The organism is Bradyrhizobium sp. (genome assembly GCF_019242285.1).
Lineage (GTDB): Bacteria > Pseudomonadota > Alphaproteobacteria > Rhizobiales > Xanthobacteraceae > Bradyrhizobium.
This window is the reverse complement of the sequence record NZ_JAFAVV010000854.1, coordinates 17,371-34,487: the sequence shown is the minus strand read 5'-3', so window position 1 is coordinate 34,487 and position 17,117 is coordinate 17,371. Positions and strand designations below refer to the sequence as shown.

Genomic DNA, 17,117 nt, shown 5'->3' with positions numbered 1-17,117 from the left:
GCTGGTGGACGCCTATCTGGCGCGCCGTGCGCTCGACTACCTGGTCGGCTTCACGCTGTCGCCGGTGTTGTGGCGCAAGCTTCCTGGCGCCAAGTCCGCCGGTCGGGTGCAGTCGGTGGCGCTGCGGCTGGTGTGCGACCGAGAGCTCGAGATCGAGCGCTTTGTGGCGCAGGAATACTGGTCGCTGGTGGCCACCCTGGCCACGCCTCGCAACGAGACCTTCGAGGCCCGCCTGGTCGGCGCCGACGGCAAGAAGATCGCGCGGCTCGACATCGGTTCGGGCGCCGAGGCCGAGGATTTCCGCAAAGCCATCGAGGCGGCGAACTTCACGGTCACCACCGTCGAGGCCAAGCCGGCGCGGCGCAATCCGCAGGCCCCCTTCACCACCTCGACCCTGCAGCAGGAGGCGAGCCGCAAGCTCGGCTTCGCGCCGGCGCACACCATGCGGATCGCACAGCGGCTCTATGAGGGCATCGACATCGGCGGCGAGACCACCGGACTCATTACTTATATGCGCACCGACGGCGTGCAGATCGCGGGCGAAGCCATCACCCAGGCGCGCAAGGTGATCGGCGAGGACTACGGCAACGCCTATGTGCCGGACGCCCCCCGCCAATACCAGACCAAGGCCAAGAACGCCCAGGAGGCGCATGAGGCGATCCGCCCGACCGACCTGTCGCGCCGCCCCAACGCGATGCGGCGGAAGCTCGATGCCGACCAGGCACGGCTCTATGAGTTGATCTGGAAGCGCACCATCGCGAGCCAGATGGAATCCGCCGAGCTCGAGCGCACCACCGTCGATATTACCGCCAAGGCCGGCTCCCGCGTGCTGGAGCTGCGGGCCACGGGTCAGGTGGTCAAGTTCGACGGTTTTCTGGCGCTGTACCAGGAAGGCCATGACGACGAGGAGGACGAGGACTCCCGCCGCCTGCCGCAGATGAGCGAAGGCGAGCCGCTGAACCGGCAGTCGCTCTCCGTCACCCAGCATTTCACCGAGCCGCCGCCGCGTTTCTCGGAAGCCTCGCTGGTCAAGCGCATGGAGGAGCTCGGCATCGGCCGGCCCTCGACCTACGCCTCGATCCTGCAGGTGCTGAAGGACCGCGGCTATGTCCGGCTGGAGAAGAAACGCCTGCATGGCGAGGACAAGGGCCGCGTCGTGGTCGCGTTCCTGGAGAATTTCTTCCGCCGCTATGTCGAGTATGATTTCACCGCCGACCTCGAGGAGCAGCTCGACCGCATCTCCAACAACGAGATTTCCTGGCAGCAGGTGCTGAAGGATTTCTGGCGCGACTTCATCGGCGCGGTCGACGACATCAAGGACCTGCGCGTCGCCGAGGTGCTGGACGCGCTCGACGAGATGCTCGGGCCCCACATCTATCCGCCGCGCGCCGACGGCGGCGACGTCAGGCAGTGCCCGACCTGCGGCACCGGGCGGCTCAATCTCAAGGCCGGCAAGTTCGGCGCCTTCGTCGGCTGCTCGAACTATCCTGAATGCCGCTACACGAGGCCGCTCGCCGCCGACAGCGCGGAAAGCGCCGACCGCGTGCTGGGCAAGGACGAGGAGACCGGCCTCGACGTCGCCGTGAAGGCCGGCCGCTTCGGCCCCTATATCCAGCTCGGCGAGCAGAAGGACTATGCTGAAGGCGAGAAGCCGAAGCGCGCCGGCATTCCAAAGGGCACCCAGCCGTCCGACGTCGATCTCGAGCTGGCGCTGAAACTGTTGTCGCTGCCGCGCGAGATCGGCAAGCATCCGGAGACCGGCCTGCCGATCACCGCCGGGCTCGGCCGCTTCGGTCCGTTCGTGAAGCACGACAAGACCTATGCGAGCCTGGAAGCCGGCGACGAGGTGTTCGACATCGGCCTGAACCGCGCGGTGACCTTGATCGCGGAGAAGGTGGCAAAAGGTCCGGGCGGGCGGCGTTTCGGCGCCGATCCCGGCAAGCCGCTCGGCGACCATCCGACGCTGGGCGCCGTCGCGCTCAAGAACGGCCGCTACGGCGCCTATGTCACCGCCGGCGGCGTCAACGCGACCATCCCAAGCGACCTGGAGAAGGACCAGGTGACGCTGGCGCAGGCGATCGCGCTGATCGACGAGCGTGCCGCCAAGGGTGGCGGCGGCAAGTCGGCCAGGAAGAGCGCCAAGCCTGGAATCGCCAGGCCCAAAATCGCCAAGCCCAAAATCGAGAAGCCCAAAATCGAGAAGCCCAGAACCGAGAAGCCCGCGGCGAAGAGGGCCAAACCGGCAACAGTCGAGGCGCCGGCCGAGCCGGATGCCGAGCCGAAGGCGCCCAAGGTCGCCAAGAAGGCCGCGGTGAAAAAGGCGGCCACCAAGCCGAAGTCGGACGCCGCGAGCAAGGCGCGGGCCCCGGTCGCCTCCGCCGCCAAGACCTCGGCCACAAAACCCGCACCGGCCAAGGCCGCGAAGAAGAGCGCCGGCAAGGGGCGCGGATGAGGCGCGCGTTGCGGATGATGAGCCAGTGACGAGCGTGCGCGACAGCGGCTTTCCATCCCGGGACGCCATCGTCGCCTTCATCCGCGCGAATCCCGGCAAGGTCGGCACCAAGGAGATCGCGCGGCAGTTCGGCCTGAAGAATGCCGACCGCGCCGAATTGAAGCGCATGCTGCGCGAGCTCGCCGACGACGGCACCATCCGCAAGCAGGGCAAGAAGGTCACCGAGGCCGCCGTCCTGCCAGCGACGCTGATGGCCGACGTTACCGGCCGTGACGCCGACGGCGAGCTGATCGCAACTCCCGCCGAATGGGACGAGGCCGAGCACGGCGAGCCGCCGCGAATCCGCATTCATATTCCCCGCCATGCCCGGCCCGGCACCACGGCCGGCGTCGGCGACCGCGCGCTGATCCGCGTCGAGCGCACCGACGACGGCGACGGCGTCGCCTATCGTGGCCGCGTCATCAAGCTGATCGATCACGGCCGCAGCCGCGCGCTCGGACTGTTCCGGGCGCTCCCGGATGGCGGCGGCCGGCTCATCCCCGTCGACAAGAAGCAGGCCGGGCGCGAGCTCAACATCGCCAAGGCCGATGCCATGGGCGCGCAGGATGGCGACCTCGTCAGCGTCGACCTGATGCGCACGCGCGGCTACGGCCTCGCCTCCGGCCGGGTCAAGGAGCGGCTCGGCTCGATCGCGAGCGAGAAGGCGATCAGCCTGATCGCGATCCACGCCCACGACATCCCCCTGGAGTTCTCCGCGCCGGCGCTGCGCGAAGCGGAAGCAGCCCAGCCGGCTGCGCTGAAGGGGCGCGAGGACTGGCGCGATGTGCCGCTCGTCACCATCGATCCGCCCGACGCCAAGGATCATGACGACGCGGTGCATGCGGAGACTGATTCCGATCCGAACAACAAGGGCGGCTTCATCGTCCACGTCGCGATTGCCGACGTCGGCTTCTACGTGCGACCGGAGTCCGCGCTCGACCGCGACGCGGTGAGGCGCGGCAACTCGGTTTATTTCCCCGACCGCGTCGTGCCGATGCTGCCCGAGCGCATCTCCAACGATCTCTGCTCGCTGGTGCCGGGCGAGGCGCGCGGTGCGCTCGCGGTGCGGCTCGTGATTGGCGCCGACGGCCGCAAGCGCTCGCACGGTTTTCATCGCGTGCTGATGCGCTCGGCCGCCAAGCTGAGCTACGCGCAGGCCCAGGCCGCGATCGACGGCCGGCCCGACGACGTCACGGGCCCCCTGCTCAATCCGATCCTCAAGCCGCTCTATGCCGCCTATCGCTGCGCCAAGCGGGCGCGCGACGAGCGCGATCCACTCGACCTCGACATTCCCGAGCGCAAGATCCTGCTCAAGGCCGACGGCACCGTCGATCGCGTCGTCGTGCCGGAGCGGCTCGACGCACACAAGCTGATCGAGGAGTTCATGATCCTCGCCAACGTCGCCGCCGCCGAGACGCTGGAGAAGAGGTCGCTGCCGCTGATCTATCGCGTGCACGACGAGCCGGCGCTGGAGAAGGTGCACGCGCTCCAGGAATTCCTGAAGACTCTGGACGTGCCGTTCGCCAAGAGCGGCGCTTTGCGCCCTTCGCTCTTCAACCGCGTGCTGACGCTGGTCGCGGGCCAGGATTACGAGCAGCTCGTCAACGAGGTGGTGCTGCGCTCGCAGGCGCAGGCGGAGTATTCGGCGGAGAATTACGGGCATTTCGGCCTCAATCTGCGCCGCTACGCGCACTTCACCTCGCCGATCCGCCGCTACGCCGACCTCGTCGTGCATCGCGCGCTGATCCGCGCGCTCGGGCTCGGCGACGGCGCGCTGCCCGACAGCGAGACGGCGGAGCATCTGAGCGAGGTCGCGGCGCAGATTTCGGTCACCGAGCGGCGCGCGATGAAGGCCGAGCGCGAGACCGCCGACCGCCTGATCGCGCATCATCTCGTGGATCGCATCGGCGCCAGCTTCCAGGGCCGCATCTCCGGCGTCACTCGCGCCGGCCTGTTCGTCAAGCTCGACGATACCGGCGCCGATGGGCTGGTGCCGATCCGCTCGCTCGGCACCGAATATTTCAACTATGACGAGACCCGCCATGCCCTGGTCGGCTCGCGCAGCGGTGCCATGCGCCGCCTGGGGGATGTCGTCGACGTCCGTCTGGTGGAAGCTCAGCCGATCGCTGGCGCGCTGCGGTTCGAGCTCCTATCTGATGCAACGGACGCGTCGCGCGGTGGACTGCGTGAGCGCGAAGGCCGTGGCGCTCGGCTCGCCGAGGACGACGCCCGCAAGGCGGACCGGAAAAAGCCCGCCGAGTCCAAAGGCCGCAAGTCGAAGAGCAACAAGTCGAAAGGCGGCAAATCGAAGGGCAAATCGGCCGCCAAGAAGAATAAAGCGAGCGGCAAATCGAGAAGAGGCAAATGATGGAAACCATGAGCCCCGCGCCGACGGGCTGGACCCGCGAGACCGCAAGGGTCGAGAAGCGCGACGTCTGGGCGGCGCTGAAGCGCGGCTTTCGCGGCCGCTGCCCACGCTGCGGCGAGGGCAGGCTGTTTCGCGCCTTCCTGAAGGTCGACGACAATTGCTCGGTGTGCGGGCTCGACTTCACCCCGCACCGCGCGGACGATTTGCCGGCCTATCTCGTGATCGTCATCGTCGGCCATCTCGTGGTGCCCGCGGCACTTGTCATCGAGACCAACTATTCGCCGCCGGTCGCCCTGCAGCTCGCCGTCTACCTGCCCTTCACGCTGATCGCCTCGCTCGCACTGCTGCAGCCGGTGAAAGGCGCCGTGGTCGGCCTGCAATGGGGGCTGCGCATGCACGGCTTTGACGACAATCCGCCGGAAGGAATTCCGCCGGTCTGAATTGATACGAGACACGAAAAGGAATTTCAGGGGTGGAAATGAGCGATACCGCGCAGGCCGCGACGGCGGAGAAGCCGGAAGAGAAGGAAGCCGATCACCATCCCTATTATCGTCCCAAGGACGCCGCCACACTGATCCTGGTCGATCGCTCCGGAGACGTCCCGAAGGTGCTGGTCGGCAAGCGCCACGACAAGGTGGTGTTCATGCCGGGAAAATTCGTCTTTCCCGGCGGCCGGGTCGACAAGAACGATCATCGCGTGCCGGTGGCCGCGCCGATCCCGCCGGAGCTCGAAACCAATCTGCTCAAGGGCAGCCCGAAGATCTCGGCTTCGCGCGCGAAATCGCTGGCGGTGGCTGCGATCCGCGAGGCCTGCGAAGAGACCGGCCTCTGTCTCGGCCGCAAGGCCGAAGGCACGAAGGCACAGCTCGACGGTGCCTGGCAGCCCTTTGCCGATGCCGGGCTCCTGCCCGATCCGTCCGGATTATTCCTGATCGCGCGCGCCATCACCCCGCCCGGCCGGGTGCGGCGGTTCGACACCCGCTTCTTCACCGCGGATGCCTCCGCCATTACCCACAGGATCGACGGCGTGATCCATCCGGATGCCGAGCTGGTCGAGCTGGTCTGGGTCGAGCTCGGTTCGAAGCCGCTGGCCGACCTGCACCCGATGACCAAGAACGTCCTCGGCGAATTGGAGAAGCGGCTGGCCACCGGGCCGCTCCGCCATGATGCGCCCGTGCCGTTCTTCCATTTCCACGGCGGCAAAATGCAGAAAGACGTCTTGGCGGCGTGAAGAGTACCGGTAAGATCGGCACCTCGAACGATCTCGAGGAGGCCGATCCGATGATGCCGTTTGCCAGGCTGCTGCTCGCTTCCGTCGCCCTCATGGCCCTCTTGCCGCCTGCGGCGCGGGCCGAGCTCGACGTTCCCCGCTTGAAGAGCGCGATCGAGAGCTCGGTCGACGCCGACTATCCAAAACTCGACACGCTCTACAAGGACATCCACGCCCATCCGGAGATCGCGTTCCAGGAGGTGAAGACGGCGGCAAAGCTCGCGGCCGAGATGCGCGCGCTCGGATTCGAGGTCACCGAGCAGATCGGCAAGACCGGCCTCGTCGCGCTCTACAGGAACGGCGACGGCCCGACCGTCATGGTGCGCACCGAGCTCGATGCGCTGCCGATGGAGGAGAAGACCGGTCTCCCCTACGCAAGCCACGACAAGACCACCTGGAACGGCCGCGAGACCTTCGTCGACCATAGCTGCGGCCATGACATCCACATGGCGAGCTGGGTCGGCACGGCCAAGGTGCTGGTCGGCCTGAAGGACCGATGGAAGGGCACGCTGATGTTCATCGCGCAGCCCGCCGAGGAGATCGGGTCGGGCGCCAAGGCCATGCTGGCCGACGGTCTGTTCACGCGCTTCTCGAAGCCCGATGTCGGCTTCGCTCTGCATGACGGCCCGTTCGCCTACGACAGCGTCTTCTATCGCACCGGCATCGGCTCCTCCAGCGCCGACAGCCTCTCCATCAAGTTTCACGGCCGCGGCGGCCACGGCGCAATCCCGCAGGCCACCCTCGATCCCGTGATGATGGCGTCGCGCTTCGTCGTCGACCTGCAGAGCGTGATCAGCCGCGAGAAGGACCCGACCGAATTCGGCGTCATCTCGATCGGCGCGATCCACGGCGGCACCGCCGAGAACATCATCCCCGACGATGTCGCGCTGTTCGGCACCATCCGCAGCTTCAAGCCCGAGGTCCGCGCCAGGATGTTCGCGGGCATCGAGCGCACCGCGAAAGCGGTCGCGGCGATGGCGGATGCGCCGCCGCCGGACATCAAGATCACCGAGGGCATCAAGGCGGTGGTGAACGATCCCGCCGTGGTCGCAACTGCCGAGAAAGTGCTCAAGGCAGCGTTCGGCGACAAGGCCCGCACCTCGCCGCCGGGAACGCCGAGCGAGGATTATTCCGAATATGTCGCAGCCGGCGTGCCCTCGATGTTCTTCAATATCGGTGTCTACGAGCCCGAGCGCGTTGCGGCTGCGCGCAACAGCGGGACACCCCTCCCGGGCAACCACTCGCCATTGTTTGCGCCGGTGCCCGAGCCCACCATCAAAACGGGCGTCGTTGCCATGACGCTCGCGGTGCTGAGCGCCTTCGACGAGCATGCGCGCGGCAAATGATAGCTGGGCGCTTCACGCGTTGCAGTCCCGGCATCTGAAGAAATCCGCGCCGAATCTGTTGCGCGCGTGGCAGTCCATTACCGATCGCCACGCGCTCCGTTTCCGCGCATGTCAGATCGGACAATGAGCCGCATCCAGCCGGCCACGAGTCTGCTTGCAGCGGCGATCGCGGCTGCGTCAATGACGCCGGCCTCGTCACAGACCGCCAAAGGCGCACGAGTGGTGACGGCGGTGGCCGTCGGCGAGCAGGGCAAGATCCAGGAATCGAACGAGTGGACGGTTGGCATCGCCGGCGGGCTGCTCGAGGGCACCAATATCCGCTTCGCCTCCGAGGAAGCGCCTCCTCCCGCGCCAGAACCGGCGCATCGCGAGCTCGACCAGTTTCGCAGCCTGCTGGATAAGCCTCCGCCGGCGAGATAAGCGCCGGATGCGTAGGGTGGGCTAAGCTTCCGATTGCGCTCGAAGAGCGAAGGCGGAAGCGTGCCCACCATTCTTTCGACACCACCACTCCAAATGGTGGGCACGCCTTGCCTTCGCTCTTCGAGCTTCGGCAAAGCTTAGCCCACCCTACCGTTCCCGGCCAAAAATGACGGCCATTTCATCGGCGCACGCCAAAACAGAATAATCTTCCTGATGGCGCGGCGGCGCTTTGTACCTATGTCTGCCTGATATCAATCATCCGCGGACCTTCGGCCATGGCATCACCCCGTCAGCTCAAGCTCGGCGCCTTCATGCGCCCGGTCTCCATCCACACCGGCGCCTGGCGCTATCCCGGCGCCTGGCCGGACGCCAATTTCAACTTCGCGCATCTGCGCGACCTGATCAGAAAACTCGAAGCCGGCAGGTTCGACGCCTTCTTCATGGCCGACCATCTCGCGGTCCTGAACATGCCGATCAATGCGCTCAAGCGCAGCCACACCGTGACCTCGTTCGAGCCGTTCACGCTGCTCTCGGCGCTCGCGACCGCGACCGAGCATATCGGCCTGATCGCGACCGGCTCGACCACCTTCGACGAGCCCTATCACGTCGCCCGCCGCTTCGCCTCGCTCGATCACATCTCGGGCGGCCGCGCGGGCTGGAACATCGTCACCACCTCGAACCCCGACGCGGCGCTCAATTTCGGCCTCGACGACCACATGGAGCACGCGGAGCGCTACAAGCGCGCGCGAGAGTTCTACGACGTGGTCACCGGCCTGTGGGACTCCTTCGCCGACGACGCCTTCGTGCAAGATGTCGAGCGAGGGCTGTATTTCGACCCCGCGAAGATGCATGTGCTCGACCACAAGGGCAAATATCTCAGGGTGCGCGGTCCCCTGAACATTGCCCGCCCGGTGCAAGGCTGGCCGCTGATCGTGCAGGCCGGAGCTTCCGACGACGGCCGGCAGCTTGCGGCGGAAACCGCGGAAGCCGTGTTCACCGGTGGCGGCAGCCTCGCCGACGGACAGAAGCTCTATGCCGACATCAAGGGCCGCGCCGAGAAGGCCGGCCGCGATCCCGAGCACCTGAAGATCCTGCCCGGCGCCTTCGTCGTGGTGGGCGACAGCGTCGAGGAGGCCAAGGAGAAGCGCGAGAAGCTCGACGGCATGGTGCATTACGACAGCGCGATCGCGTCGCTGTCGGTGATGCTCGGCACCGATGCCTCGGGCTTCGACCCGGACGGACCGTTACCGCCGATCCCCGAGACCAACGCATCCAAGAGCGGAAGACAGCGCCTGGTTGACGTTGCGGCCCGCGACAAGTTGACGGTGCGCCAACTCGCGCGGCGAGTCGGCGGCTATGGCGGGCTCGCCTTCGTCGGCACGGCGAAAACCATCGCGGACCAGATGGAGGAATGGCTCGTGGGCCGCGGCTCTGATGGATTCAACATCATGTTCCCGTTTCTCCCCGCCGGACTTTACGACTTTGTCGACAAAGTCGTCCCGGAGCTGCAGCGGCGCGGCATTTTCCGCAAGGACTATGAGGGCCGGACGCTGCGGGAGAATCTCGGGCTGCCGCGGCCGACGAACCGTTTCTTCGAGCGCTGATCGGGCCAATTCCGGGCCGGTGTGGCCCCGGATACCTTGACTTTGAGGCCTCAATCGCTAGGTTGCCGGACAAATGCCTGCGCCATCGGCGGCCCGGCGCCTCACCTCATTCATTCAGGATATCTCGACATGGCCAAGGCGGTCACCATCAAGGTCAAGCTCGTGTCGTCTGCGGACACCGGCTACTATTACGTCACCAAGAAAAACTCGCGCACCAAGACCGAGAAACTGGTCATGAAGAAATACGACCCCGTCGCGCGCAAGCACGTCGAGTTCCGCGAAGCGAAGATCAAGTAACCAATCGCGGGGACACTGCAGACTTTGGACGGGGCCCTGGGCCCCGTTTTTATTTGTGGCCTCACCTCCGCCGCGCTGATGGCATAGGCCTTGCTCGCCTGCCGGGCACGAGGTTCACATGGCAGCGCCGCTGGACGAGGGAAATCTCGGTGGTTATTCGGCCGCCTACAGCCGCGACGACGTCTATTTCCCGGTCTACATCACCGCGGCGCTGGCGCTGATCTTCCTCACCGCCACCTGGATCACCGGCGCGCTCTACTGGCTGCCGCTGTCGGCTGCGGCTTTCGCCTTCACCTACTACAACATCCCGCTGCTCGAGACCGGGCGGCCGACCATCGGCGCCAACCAGTACGGCATCTTCCTGCAGGCGTTCGGGCTGATCCGCTGGCGCGCGATCGAGCGCATCGACGTCGTCGAGATCGCCGAGCGCGCGATGACCGTGCACGAGCTGCAGATCGTGCTCAACGCGCCGCTGCGCAGCGCGCTCGTCGTCGACTGGCGCCGCAACCGGCCACGCTGGCGAAGATGGATGCGGCTGCCCTGGCGGATGAGCCACGAGAACATGGTGCGGGTGAATCTCGAGCCGTTCGACCAGCCGCCGGACGAAATCCACCGGACGTTCCTGCGCATGTGGCGCTATTACCGGAGCTAGCGACCGCGAGATCGGGTGTAACCTGCCACGGCAGCGGCGGTGCGCTCCCTCGCCCCGTTCTTACGGGGAGAGGGGTGGGATGAGGGGCTGCTTCAGCAGCGGGACTCGCGGAGAGTCCCCTCACCCGGGTTGCATCTGACGACGCAATCCGACCTCTCCCCGCGAGCGGGGCGAGGTGCACCGAGTATGCGGCACTGATCACGTCCGCGCCACCAGCTTCGAATACGCCTTCGCCTCCATGCCGTAGGTCCAGGCCACCGCCTCGCAGGGCGTGCGAAGCTCCGGCGGCACCTGCAGGAAATAGTGTTTGTGGGTGCCGTCGGCTTCCGCGGTCGCGTTGATCACCTCGACCGCGGCCCAGACATCGTGCGGCGGCCACCTCTTGCGCCAGAGCACGCCGGTCTGGTCCTCGGCGACGCGCACCGCCCCGCCCTCCACCACATAGCGCTCCGGCGTCATGATCTCGATCATGCAGCGACGATGCTGGACGTTGGTCGCAGCATCGATCGTCGCGGCCGTGATCGCCCCGGGCTGCTCGATCAGCGCGCGCGGCACCTCGACCCCGCGCCAGGCCCAGACCGCAAAGCCGTCGCCAAAGCGGAGGGCCGGACCGCTCGCATGGTGCAGGCGGTCGTTGACGTCGCCGTGCAGGAGATGCGGCCGTTCCGACAGCCAGCAGGTCTGTTCGTGCGGGCGTATCCAGCCCGCATGCAGCGCGACCTGCCACAGCCCGAGCAGTGAGGAGGTCTCGGCGCGCAGCCCAAGCACGTTGCGGACATATTCGAACGGGCCGAGCCATGACAGGTCATGCGGGCCGGCCGCGACATGGGCAAAACCCTCGCGCCCGAGCAGCGTGCGCCAGAGATCGGCGCGCGACAGCGGTTCCGAGCGCCGGTAGCGCTGCATCAGCGAGGCGTCGTCGTCGGCCACATGTGCGAGCACCAGCTCGGCAACAGTGGCAATCAGCGCGTCGGCAGGGTTGACCGTTGCCGCGATCTCGGCGGTTCGGCGCGCGCCGATCCGCTTGCGAACCTGACGCGCCGCCTGCCGTCGGATGCGGTCGATCAGCGCCGACCTGACATTGGCGCCATCGGCGGGCGACGGCCGCGCGGCCAGATGCGACAGCGCGACCGGACTGTCGCACCAGACGAAGCGTGCGGGCGGTTGCAGTCCCGCAGCCTGATAGGCGAGCCCCGCCCCCTGCTCGGCCGCGTCGCGGTCGGCGGGCTCGGTCGAACGCCGAATCGCAAGCCAGCGCGCCCGATAGCGGCCGAGCGCCGCCCGCTGCTCGGCGGTCAGCGCACCTTGGTTGCGCATGACCTGCTCTGGCTAGTCGGCGAGGATGCGCGCGTCCCGTGGGCCGAGCTCGCGCTGCCGACGCACGCGATAGGTGCCGCGCGGCAGCGTGATCGGCGCATGCTCCTCATGCGTCACCCGCGCGGTGGCGGAGCCGATCTGCACATGCCCGACATAAAGACCCGCCGGAATGTCGCGCGCGAGCGCGTCGTCGCGGAATTTCGTCACCCGCTCCAGGATGGCATGGCGATGGCCGGTCGCCTCGCCTTCCGCCAGCACCATCGCCGTGCCTGCCGCGTTCTCCTCGATCAGGCCCGAGGGCGCGACATCAGCGACCCGCTCGAGCAAAAGATCACCTTGTGCGAAGATCTCCGTCATCGCCATCTCCCTGTGCTGCTGACGGGCACCCGGCCGATGCGCTGGGTGCCCTCCATCCCACCCAATCCGAATTCTTGGATCGTCTCCCCCAACGCATGAAGCTGCGCCGGGGAGACTATCGTTGACGTCGATCGTACTTCACCAATCTGTGACTACTGCACCACCTCGCCGTGCAGCGCGAGGTCGAGCCCTTCCCGCTCGGTCTCCACGGTCACGCGCAGGCCGACGAACATCTTGACCACGAACAGGATGATCAGGCTGACCACCGCGTCGTAGATGAAGACGGTCGCGACCCCGATGCACTGGTTGACGAACTGCATCGGGTTGCCCTCCAGCACGCCGGCGGTGCCGCCGTACTGCTGGACCGCAAACACGCCTGTCAGAAGCGCGCCGACGATACCGCCGACCGCGTGCACGCCGAAACAGTCGAGCGCGTCGTCATAGGAGAACATGTGCTTGAGACCCGTGCAGCCCCAGTAGCAGACGACGCCGGCGGCCACGCCGATCGCGAACGCACCGACCGGGCCGACGAAGCCCGAGGCCGGCGTGATCGCCACCAGCCCTGCGACGGCGCCCGAGCAGATGCCGACCACCGTCGGCTTGCCCTTCAGCGCCCATTCGACCAGCATCCAGGTGAAGGCAGCGACCGCGGTCGCGATCTGCGTCACCAGCATCGCCATGCCGGCCTGCATGCCCGCGGTCACGGCGGAGCCGGCGTTGAAGCCGAACCAGCCGACCCACAGCAGCGCGGCGCCGATGAAGGTCAGAACCATGTTGTGGGCAGGTCCCGTGTCGGTGCGCTTGCCGAGCATGATCGCGCACATCAGGCCGGCGACGCCGGCATTGATGTGCACCACCGTGCCGCCGGCGAAGTCGAGCACCTTGGCCCAGGCGGCGTCGTTACCGGAGTTGAAGATGCCGTCAGGCCCCCAGACCCAGTGCGCGATCGGAGCATAGACGAAGATCGCCCACAGGCCGATGAACCACAGCATCGCCGAGAACTTCATGCGCTCGGCGAAGGCGCCGGCGATCAGCGCCGGGGTGATGATGGCGAACGTCATCTGGAAGCAGATGTAGACGGCTTCCGGAATCGTCGCCGCCAGCGGGTTCGGGTTGCCGATGCCGCCATTGCCGATGTCGCTCAGGATGTCCTTCAGGAACATGCGGTCGAGCCCGCCGATGAAGGGCGAGCCGGCGCGGAAGGCCATGCTGTAGGTCAGGGCCGCGAACAGGATCGTCACCAGGCAGGTGACGGCAAAGCTCGTCATCACGGTGTCGCCGACATTCTTCTTGCGCACCATGCCGCCATAGAACAGGCCGAGCCCCGGGATGGTCATCATCAGGACCAGCGCGACCGAGGTCAGCATCCAGGCGGTGTCGCCGGAATTCGGCGTGCACTTCTCCAGGACCTTGCCGCCGCAGGCCGGCGGCGCGTCATCGGCGAACGCGGCGCCCGTGAAGACGAGATAGAGCCACGCGACGCCCAGCATCGCCAAGCCTAGAGTCACGAGCCGCCGGCCGGTGAATTTCCCCAATTCCATCATTGACCTCCCTGTTCTCCAAGATGTTGTGAGCGAGGTTTGAGGAGCCGCTGTCATGGTCCCCGCGATTGGGCGAAGCAGAACCCCGGACGCCGCCCGCCGTCCGGTCCTCGCCATCGATCCTGATCGTTGAAACAAGCGTGCCGCGTTTCGGCGTTGCAGCAGAAGCACCGCCGCTTCGAAGCCATCTCGCTGGCGACGAATGACATCGTGGCCATCGGCGTTTCCTTAGGTCGCCTGCTGCGGAAAACGTCGGTGACGCTTTCCGATTCCAATTCTTGACCAGGAATGATCAAGAATCGTGCCACCGACGGTGTTCAGCTAAGCCCCTGAATCGGCGTCAACCCCAGATTGCCTGAGACAAAGCGCCTCAGGACCGCTCATTGTTTCGGCAGGCCCCGCCTAAAAAATGAGCTGCTATGCCGCCCCTAGCAGCGGCGGCGCCGTGGGCCGGATCAGCGCGAAGGCAATCCGGATGGTCCCGGCAGCAAGCCGATGGCGACGCCGATCCGGCAGGCCAGGGTCGCCGGCGAAAGCCGACTGACGCGCCCTGCTCTCTCAGCCTGCGCGCTTCAACGGCGGATCGCGGAACGCCTCGCGCAGCGGGTCCCATTGATTGGCGCCGACGCGGGCAAAACCCTGGCGGATGTTCATGTCGCCGGGCGGCACCGGATGCCGGCCGAGCGTGTCGAGATCGGCCAGCGCGGTGTCGCAGGCGCCGATCACGGCCTTGAACAGCAGCCCCGGGAAGATCATGATCCTGAAGCCCATGGCATGGGCGTCGGCGATCGGCACCTCCGGCTTCTTGCCCTTCCAGACCATGTTGAGCAGGCACGGCCCCTTCACGAGCTTCGGCACCGCGCGGACCTCGTCCAGTGTCTGCGGCGCCTCGACGAAGGCGACATCGGCGCCGGCCTCGAGTGCCGCGTTGACACGCCTGATCGCCTCCTCGAAGCCGAGCATCGCGCGCGCATCGGTGCGCGCGATCAGGGTAAAATTCGGATTGATCTTGGCGGACGCCGCGGCGCGGATCTTCGGGATGAACTCGTCGAGCGGGATCACCTCCTTGTCGAGATGGCCGCAGCGCTTGGGAAAGGTCTGGTCCTCGATCCATCCGCAACAGCGCCGGCAGCAGCCAGACGAAGCCATATTCGACGAACAGCACGCGCAAGCTCGGGAGCGCTCGAAGACGCGGTTCATGATCAGGCTGGCGAGGTTGGCCTCCGCCGCCTGCGACAGCGTCACGTAGCGCTCGATATTGGCCGATCAGGCGCGTTTTTCGGCTTTGACAAGCCGATGGAAACCAAAATTTTGCAGTTGCGGCGTTATGAAGCCCGTAATTTTACGGGTTCTCAAGCGCGGTGGGGCTGCAATGAAGGAAGAGCAATCGATCCGATCCCGGCTGGACGTCATGGGAATGGACCGCAAGGCACGCGAATCTCTAAAGGAGCTGCAGCCATTGATTGCGGCGGCGCTGCCGAACGTCCTCGATCAGCTCTATGCCTGGATCGCCAGGCAGCCGCAGCTCGCGCCCATGTTTCCCACCGAAGTGGCGGTTCGTCAGGCCAAGGAGGCCCAGATCGAACACTGGCGCGCCATGGTGAATGGCGCCTTCGACGAGGCCTATGTCACCTCCGTCAGCGGAATCGCCAAGGCACACCACCGGCTCGGCCTGGAGCAGCACTGGTACATCGCCGGCCATTCCCGGATCCTGACCGGTTTGCTGCACGCCATCGAAACCGGCATGCCCGACGGCTGGTTCAAGGAGAAGGCTTCGCGCGAGAAGCGGGCGGCACTGCAGGCAGCCCTCACCCGCGCGGTCCTGCTCGACATGGATCTTGCGATCTCGGTCTATCTGGATACCGCCAGGGACGAGCAGCGCACCGCGCTGCAGTCCATGGCCTCGACGTTCGAGGCGGCGATCGGCGAGATCGTCGGCTCGGTCTCGTCTGCCTCGACCGATCTGGAAGCGTCCGCCGGCACGTTGACCAAGACGGCCGAGGCGACGCAGTTGCTCTCGACCTCGGTTGCCGCCGCGTCCGGCCAGGTCTCCACCAGCGTGCAGTCGGTCGCGTCGGCGACGGAGGAGATGTCGCTCGCCGTCAACGAGATCGGCCGCCAGGTCACCGAGTCCAGCAACATCGCCGGGGAAGCGGTGCGCCAGGTCGAGCAGACCGATGCCGGCATCAGCGAATTGTCGCGCACCGCGGAGCGGATCGGCGACGTGTTGAAGCTCATCACCTCGATCGCCGGGCAGACCAACCTGCTGGCGCTGAACGCCACCATCGAGGCGGCGCGCGCCGGCGATGCCGGGCGCGGCTTCGCGGTGGTCGCCTCCGAGGTGAAGGCCCTGGCCTCGCAGACCGCGCAGGCCACCGACGACATCAGCCAGCAGATCGTGGGCATCCAGACCGCGACCCAGGCCGCGGTGGCCGCGATCAAGGAGATCGGCGCCACCATCCGGAAGATCTCCGAGATTTCCGCCGGGATCGCCGCTTCGGCCGAGCAGCAGGGCGCTGCCACCAAGGCGATCTCGCGCAATTTCCAGGAAGTCGCGAGCGGATCGGCGAAAGTGGCCCAGAACATCGGCGAGGTCAGCCAGGGCGCCAACGCGACCGGCGCCGCCTCCTCCCAGGTGCTTTCCTCCGCGCGCTCGCTGTCGAAGGAAAGCAGCCGGCTGCGCCTCGAGCTCGACAAGTTCCTGCGCACGGTGCGCGCAGCGTGAACGGATTTACTCCAATTCCGTAGGGTGGGGCTAAGCTTTACGCTGACGCTCGAAGGGCGCCAGCGTAAAGCGTGCCCACCAAGCTGAGCACGATAAGAACCCGTATGCCAAACCATCGTCGTGCTCACATTGACGGCGGAATCTTTTTCTTCACGATCACTCTTGCCGATCGTTCGAGCAGCCTGTTGCTCGAAAAGATTGATCGTCTGCGTGAGGCCTGTCGCGCCGTTCAACAGCGTCGGCCTTTTGAAACAATCGCGATCTGCATCCTGCCCGACCACCTCCACGCCATCTGGACTATGCCGGAAAACGACCCCGACTTTGCCATGCGCTGGAATCTGATCAAGGGCGGCTTCTCCAAAGGCATAGAAGCGCGGCCACGATCGCAAAGCAAAATTTCAAAGCGCGAAAAAGGCATCTGGCAACGGCGCTATCGGGAGCACGCGATCCGAGATGAACGAGACCTCGATCGACACATCGACTACATCCATTTCAATCCCGTGAAACATGGATATGTGAAGCGTGTCGTGGATTGGCCCCACAGCAGCTTTCATCGTTTCGTCGAACTCGGCTTGCTCACCAGTGATTGGGGCGGAGATCTGCGCGATATCGAGGGCTCATTCGGCGAGTGAATGGTGGGCACACTTTACGCTACCGCTCTTCGAGCGGCAGCGTAGAGCTTAGCCCACCCTACAGCATCGAGGCGGATCGTAGGGGGCTAAGCTCACA

16 protein-coding genes are annotated in these 17,117 nt (G+C 66.2%); 12 read left to right on the top strand and 4 right to left on the bottom strand.

The features are described from left to right. From topA to JOY90_RS35345, 9 genes are all read left to right on the top strand, one after another. Nucleotides 1–2,452, top strand: a 2,452-nt coding sequence (topA, locus tag JOY90_RS35385; RefSeq protein ID WP_291695722.1) for a type I DNA topoisomerase, incomplete at its 5' end; no start/stop codon positions are given. 25 nt (nt 2,453–2,477) lie between these two features. After that, a complete protein-coding gene (rnr, locus tag JOY90_RS35380; protein ID WP_291695721.1) occupies nt 2,478–4,859 on the top strand; it encodes a ribonuclease R in 2,382 nt (793 codons plus the stop codon). Then, on the top strand, nt 4,859–5,299 hold the full coding sequence (locus JOY90_RS35375) for a DUF983 domain-containing protein (protein WP_291695726.1): 441 nt from the start codon (nt 4,859–4,861) through the stop codon (nt 5,297–5,299). The genes rnr and JOY90_RS35375 overlap by 1 nt, the downstream gene beginning before the upstream one ends. Nucleotides 5,300–5,337: 38 nt before the next feature. Beyond that, nucleotides 5,338–6,090, top strand: a complete 753-nt coding sequence (locus JOY90_RS35370) for an NUDIX hydrolase (RefSeq protein WP_291695720.1) — start codon at nt 5,338–5,340, stop codon at nt 6,088–6,090. Between the two features lie 50 nt (nt 6,091–6,140). Further along, complete coding sequence (locus tag JOY90_RS35365) at nt 6,141–7,475, top strand: amidohydrolase (RefSeq protein WP_367277032.1); 1,335 nt, start codon at nt 6,141–6,143, stop codon at nt 7,473–7,475. A gap of 123 nt (nt 7,476–7,598) precedes the next feature. After that, nucleotides 7,599–7,895, top strand: coding sequence for a hypothetical protein (locus JOY90_RS35360; protein WP_291695718.1), 297 nt, complete (start codon nt 7,599–7,601; stop codon nt 7,893–7,895). Between the two features lie 275 nt (nt 7,896–8,170). Beyond that, nucleotides 8,171–9,499, top strand: coding sequence for an LLM class flavin-dependent oxidoreductase (locus JOY90_RS35355; protein ID WP_291695717.1), 1,329 nt, complete (start codon nt 8,171–8,173; stop codon nt 9,497–9,499). Nucleotides 9,500–9,628: 129 nt separating this feature from the next. Continuing rightward, complete coding sequence (gene rpmG, locus JOY90_RS35350) at nt 9,629–9,796, top strand: 50S ribosomal protein L33 (RefSeq protein ID WP_291695716.1); 168 nt, start codon at nt 9,629–9,631, stop codon at nt 9,794–9,796. 118 nt (nt 9,797–9,914) lie between these two features. Next, nucleotides 9,915–10,448 (top strand): hypothetical protein, encoded by a 534-nt coding sequence (locus tag JOY90_RS35345; protein WP_291695715.1) that lies wholly within the window; start codon nt 9,915–9,917, stop codon nt 10,446–10,448. A gap of 198 nt (nt 10,449–10,646) precedes the next feature. Here JOY90_RS35345 and JOY90_RS35340 read toward each other — a convergent pair whose 3' ends face one another. From JOY90_RS35340 to JOY90_RS35330, 3 genes are all read right to left on the bottom strand, one after another. Then, nucleotides 10,647–11,765 carry a DUF6745 domain-containing protein gene (locus JOY90_RS35340; RefSeq protein ID WP_291695714.1) on the bottom strand — a complete coding sequence of 373 codons (1,119 nt, stop codon included), beginning with the start codon at nt 11,763–11,765 and terminating at the stop codon, nt 10,647–10,649. 12 nt (nt 11,766–11,777) lie between these two features. Continuing rightward, nucleotides 11,778–12,122, bottom strand: a complete 345-nt coding sequence (locus JOY90_RS35335; protein ID WP_291695713.1) for a hypothetical protein — start codon at nt 12,120–12,122, stop codon at nt 11,778–11,780. Nucleotides 12,123–12,274: 152 nt separating this feature from the next. After that, the gene (locus JOY90_RS35330; protein WP_291695712.1) at nt 12,275–13,666 is read right to left on the bottom strand and encodes an ammonium transporter; all 1,392 of its coding nucleotides are present in this window, start codon (nt 13,664–13,666) and stop codon (nt 12,275–12,277) included. A gap of 153 nt (nt 13,667–13,819) precedes the next feature. Here JOY90_RS35330 and JOY90_RS35325 point away from each other — a divergent pair, with 153 nt between their 5' ends. After that, nucleotides 13,820–13,945 (top strand): hypothetical protein, encoded by a 126-nt coding sequence (locus tag JOY90_RS35325; RefSeq protein WP_291695711.1) that lies wholly within the window; start codon nt 13,820–13,822, stop codon nt 13,943–13,945. A 276-nt stretch (nt 13,946–14,221) separates the two neighbouring features. Here the strand turns inward: JOY90_RS35325 and JOY90_RS35320 are convergent, their stop codons facing one another. Beyond that, nucleotides 14,222–14,908 (bottom strand): isocitrate lyase/phosphoenolpyruvate mutase family protein, encoded by a 687-nt coding sequence (locus tag JOY90_RS35320; protein WP_291695710.1) that lies wholly within the window; start codon nt 14,906–14,908, stop codon nt 14,222–14,224. Nucleotides 14,909–15,035: 127 nt separating this feature from the next. Between JOY90_RS35320 and JOY90_RS35315 the strand changes: the two genes are divergently transcribed. Further along, nucleotides 15,036–16,388: a globin-coupled sensor protein gene (locus JOY90_RS35315; RefSeq protein ID WP_291695709.1), complete on the top strand. Its 1,353-nt coding sequence runs from the start codon at nt 15,036–15,038 to the stop codon at nt 16,386–16,388. 104 nt (nt 16,389–16,492) lie between these two features. Next, nucleotides 16,493–17,020 (top strand): transposase, encoded by a 528-nt coding sequence (locus tag JOY90_RS35310; RefSeq protein ID WP_291695725.1) that lies wholly within the window; start codon nt 16,493–16,495, stop codon nt 17,018–17,020. Nucleotides 17,021–17,117: the final 97 nt, after the last annotated feature.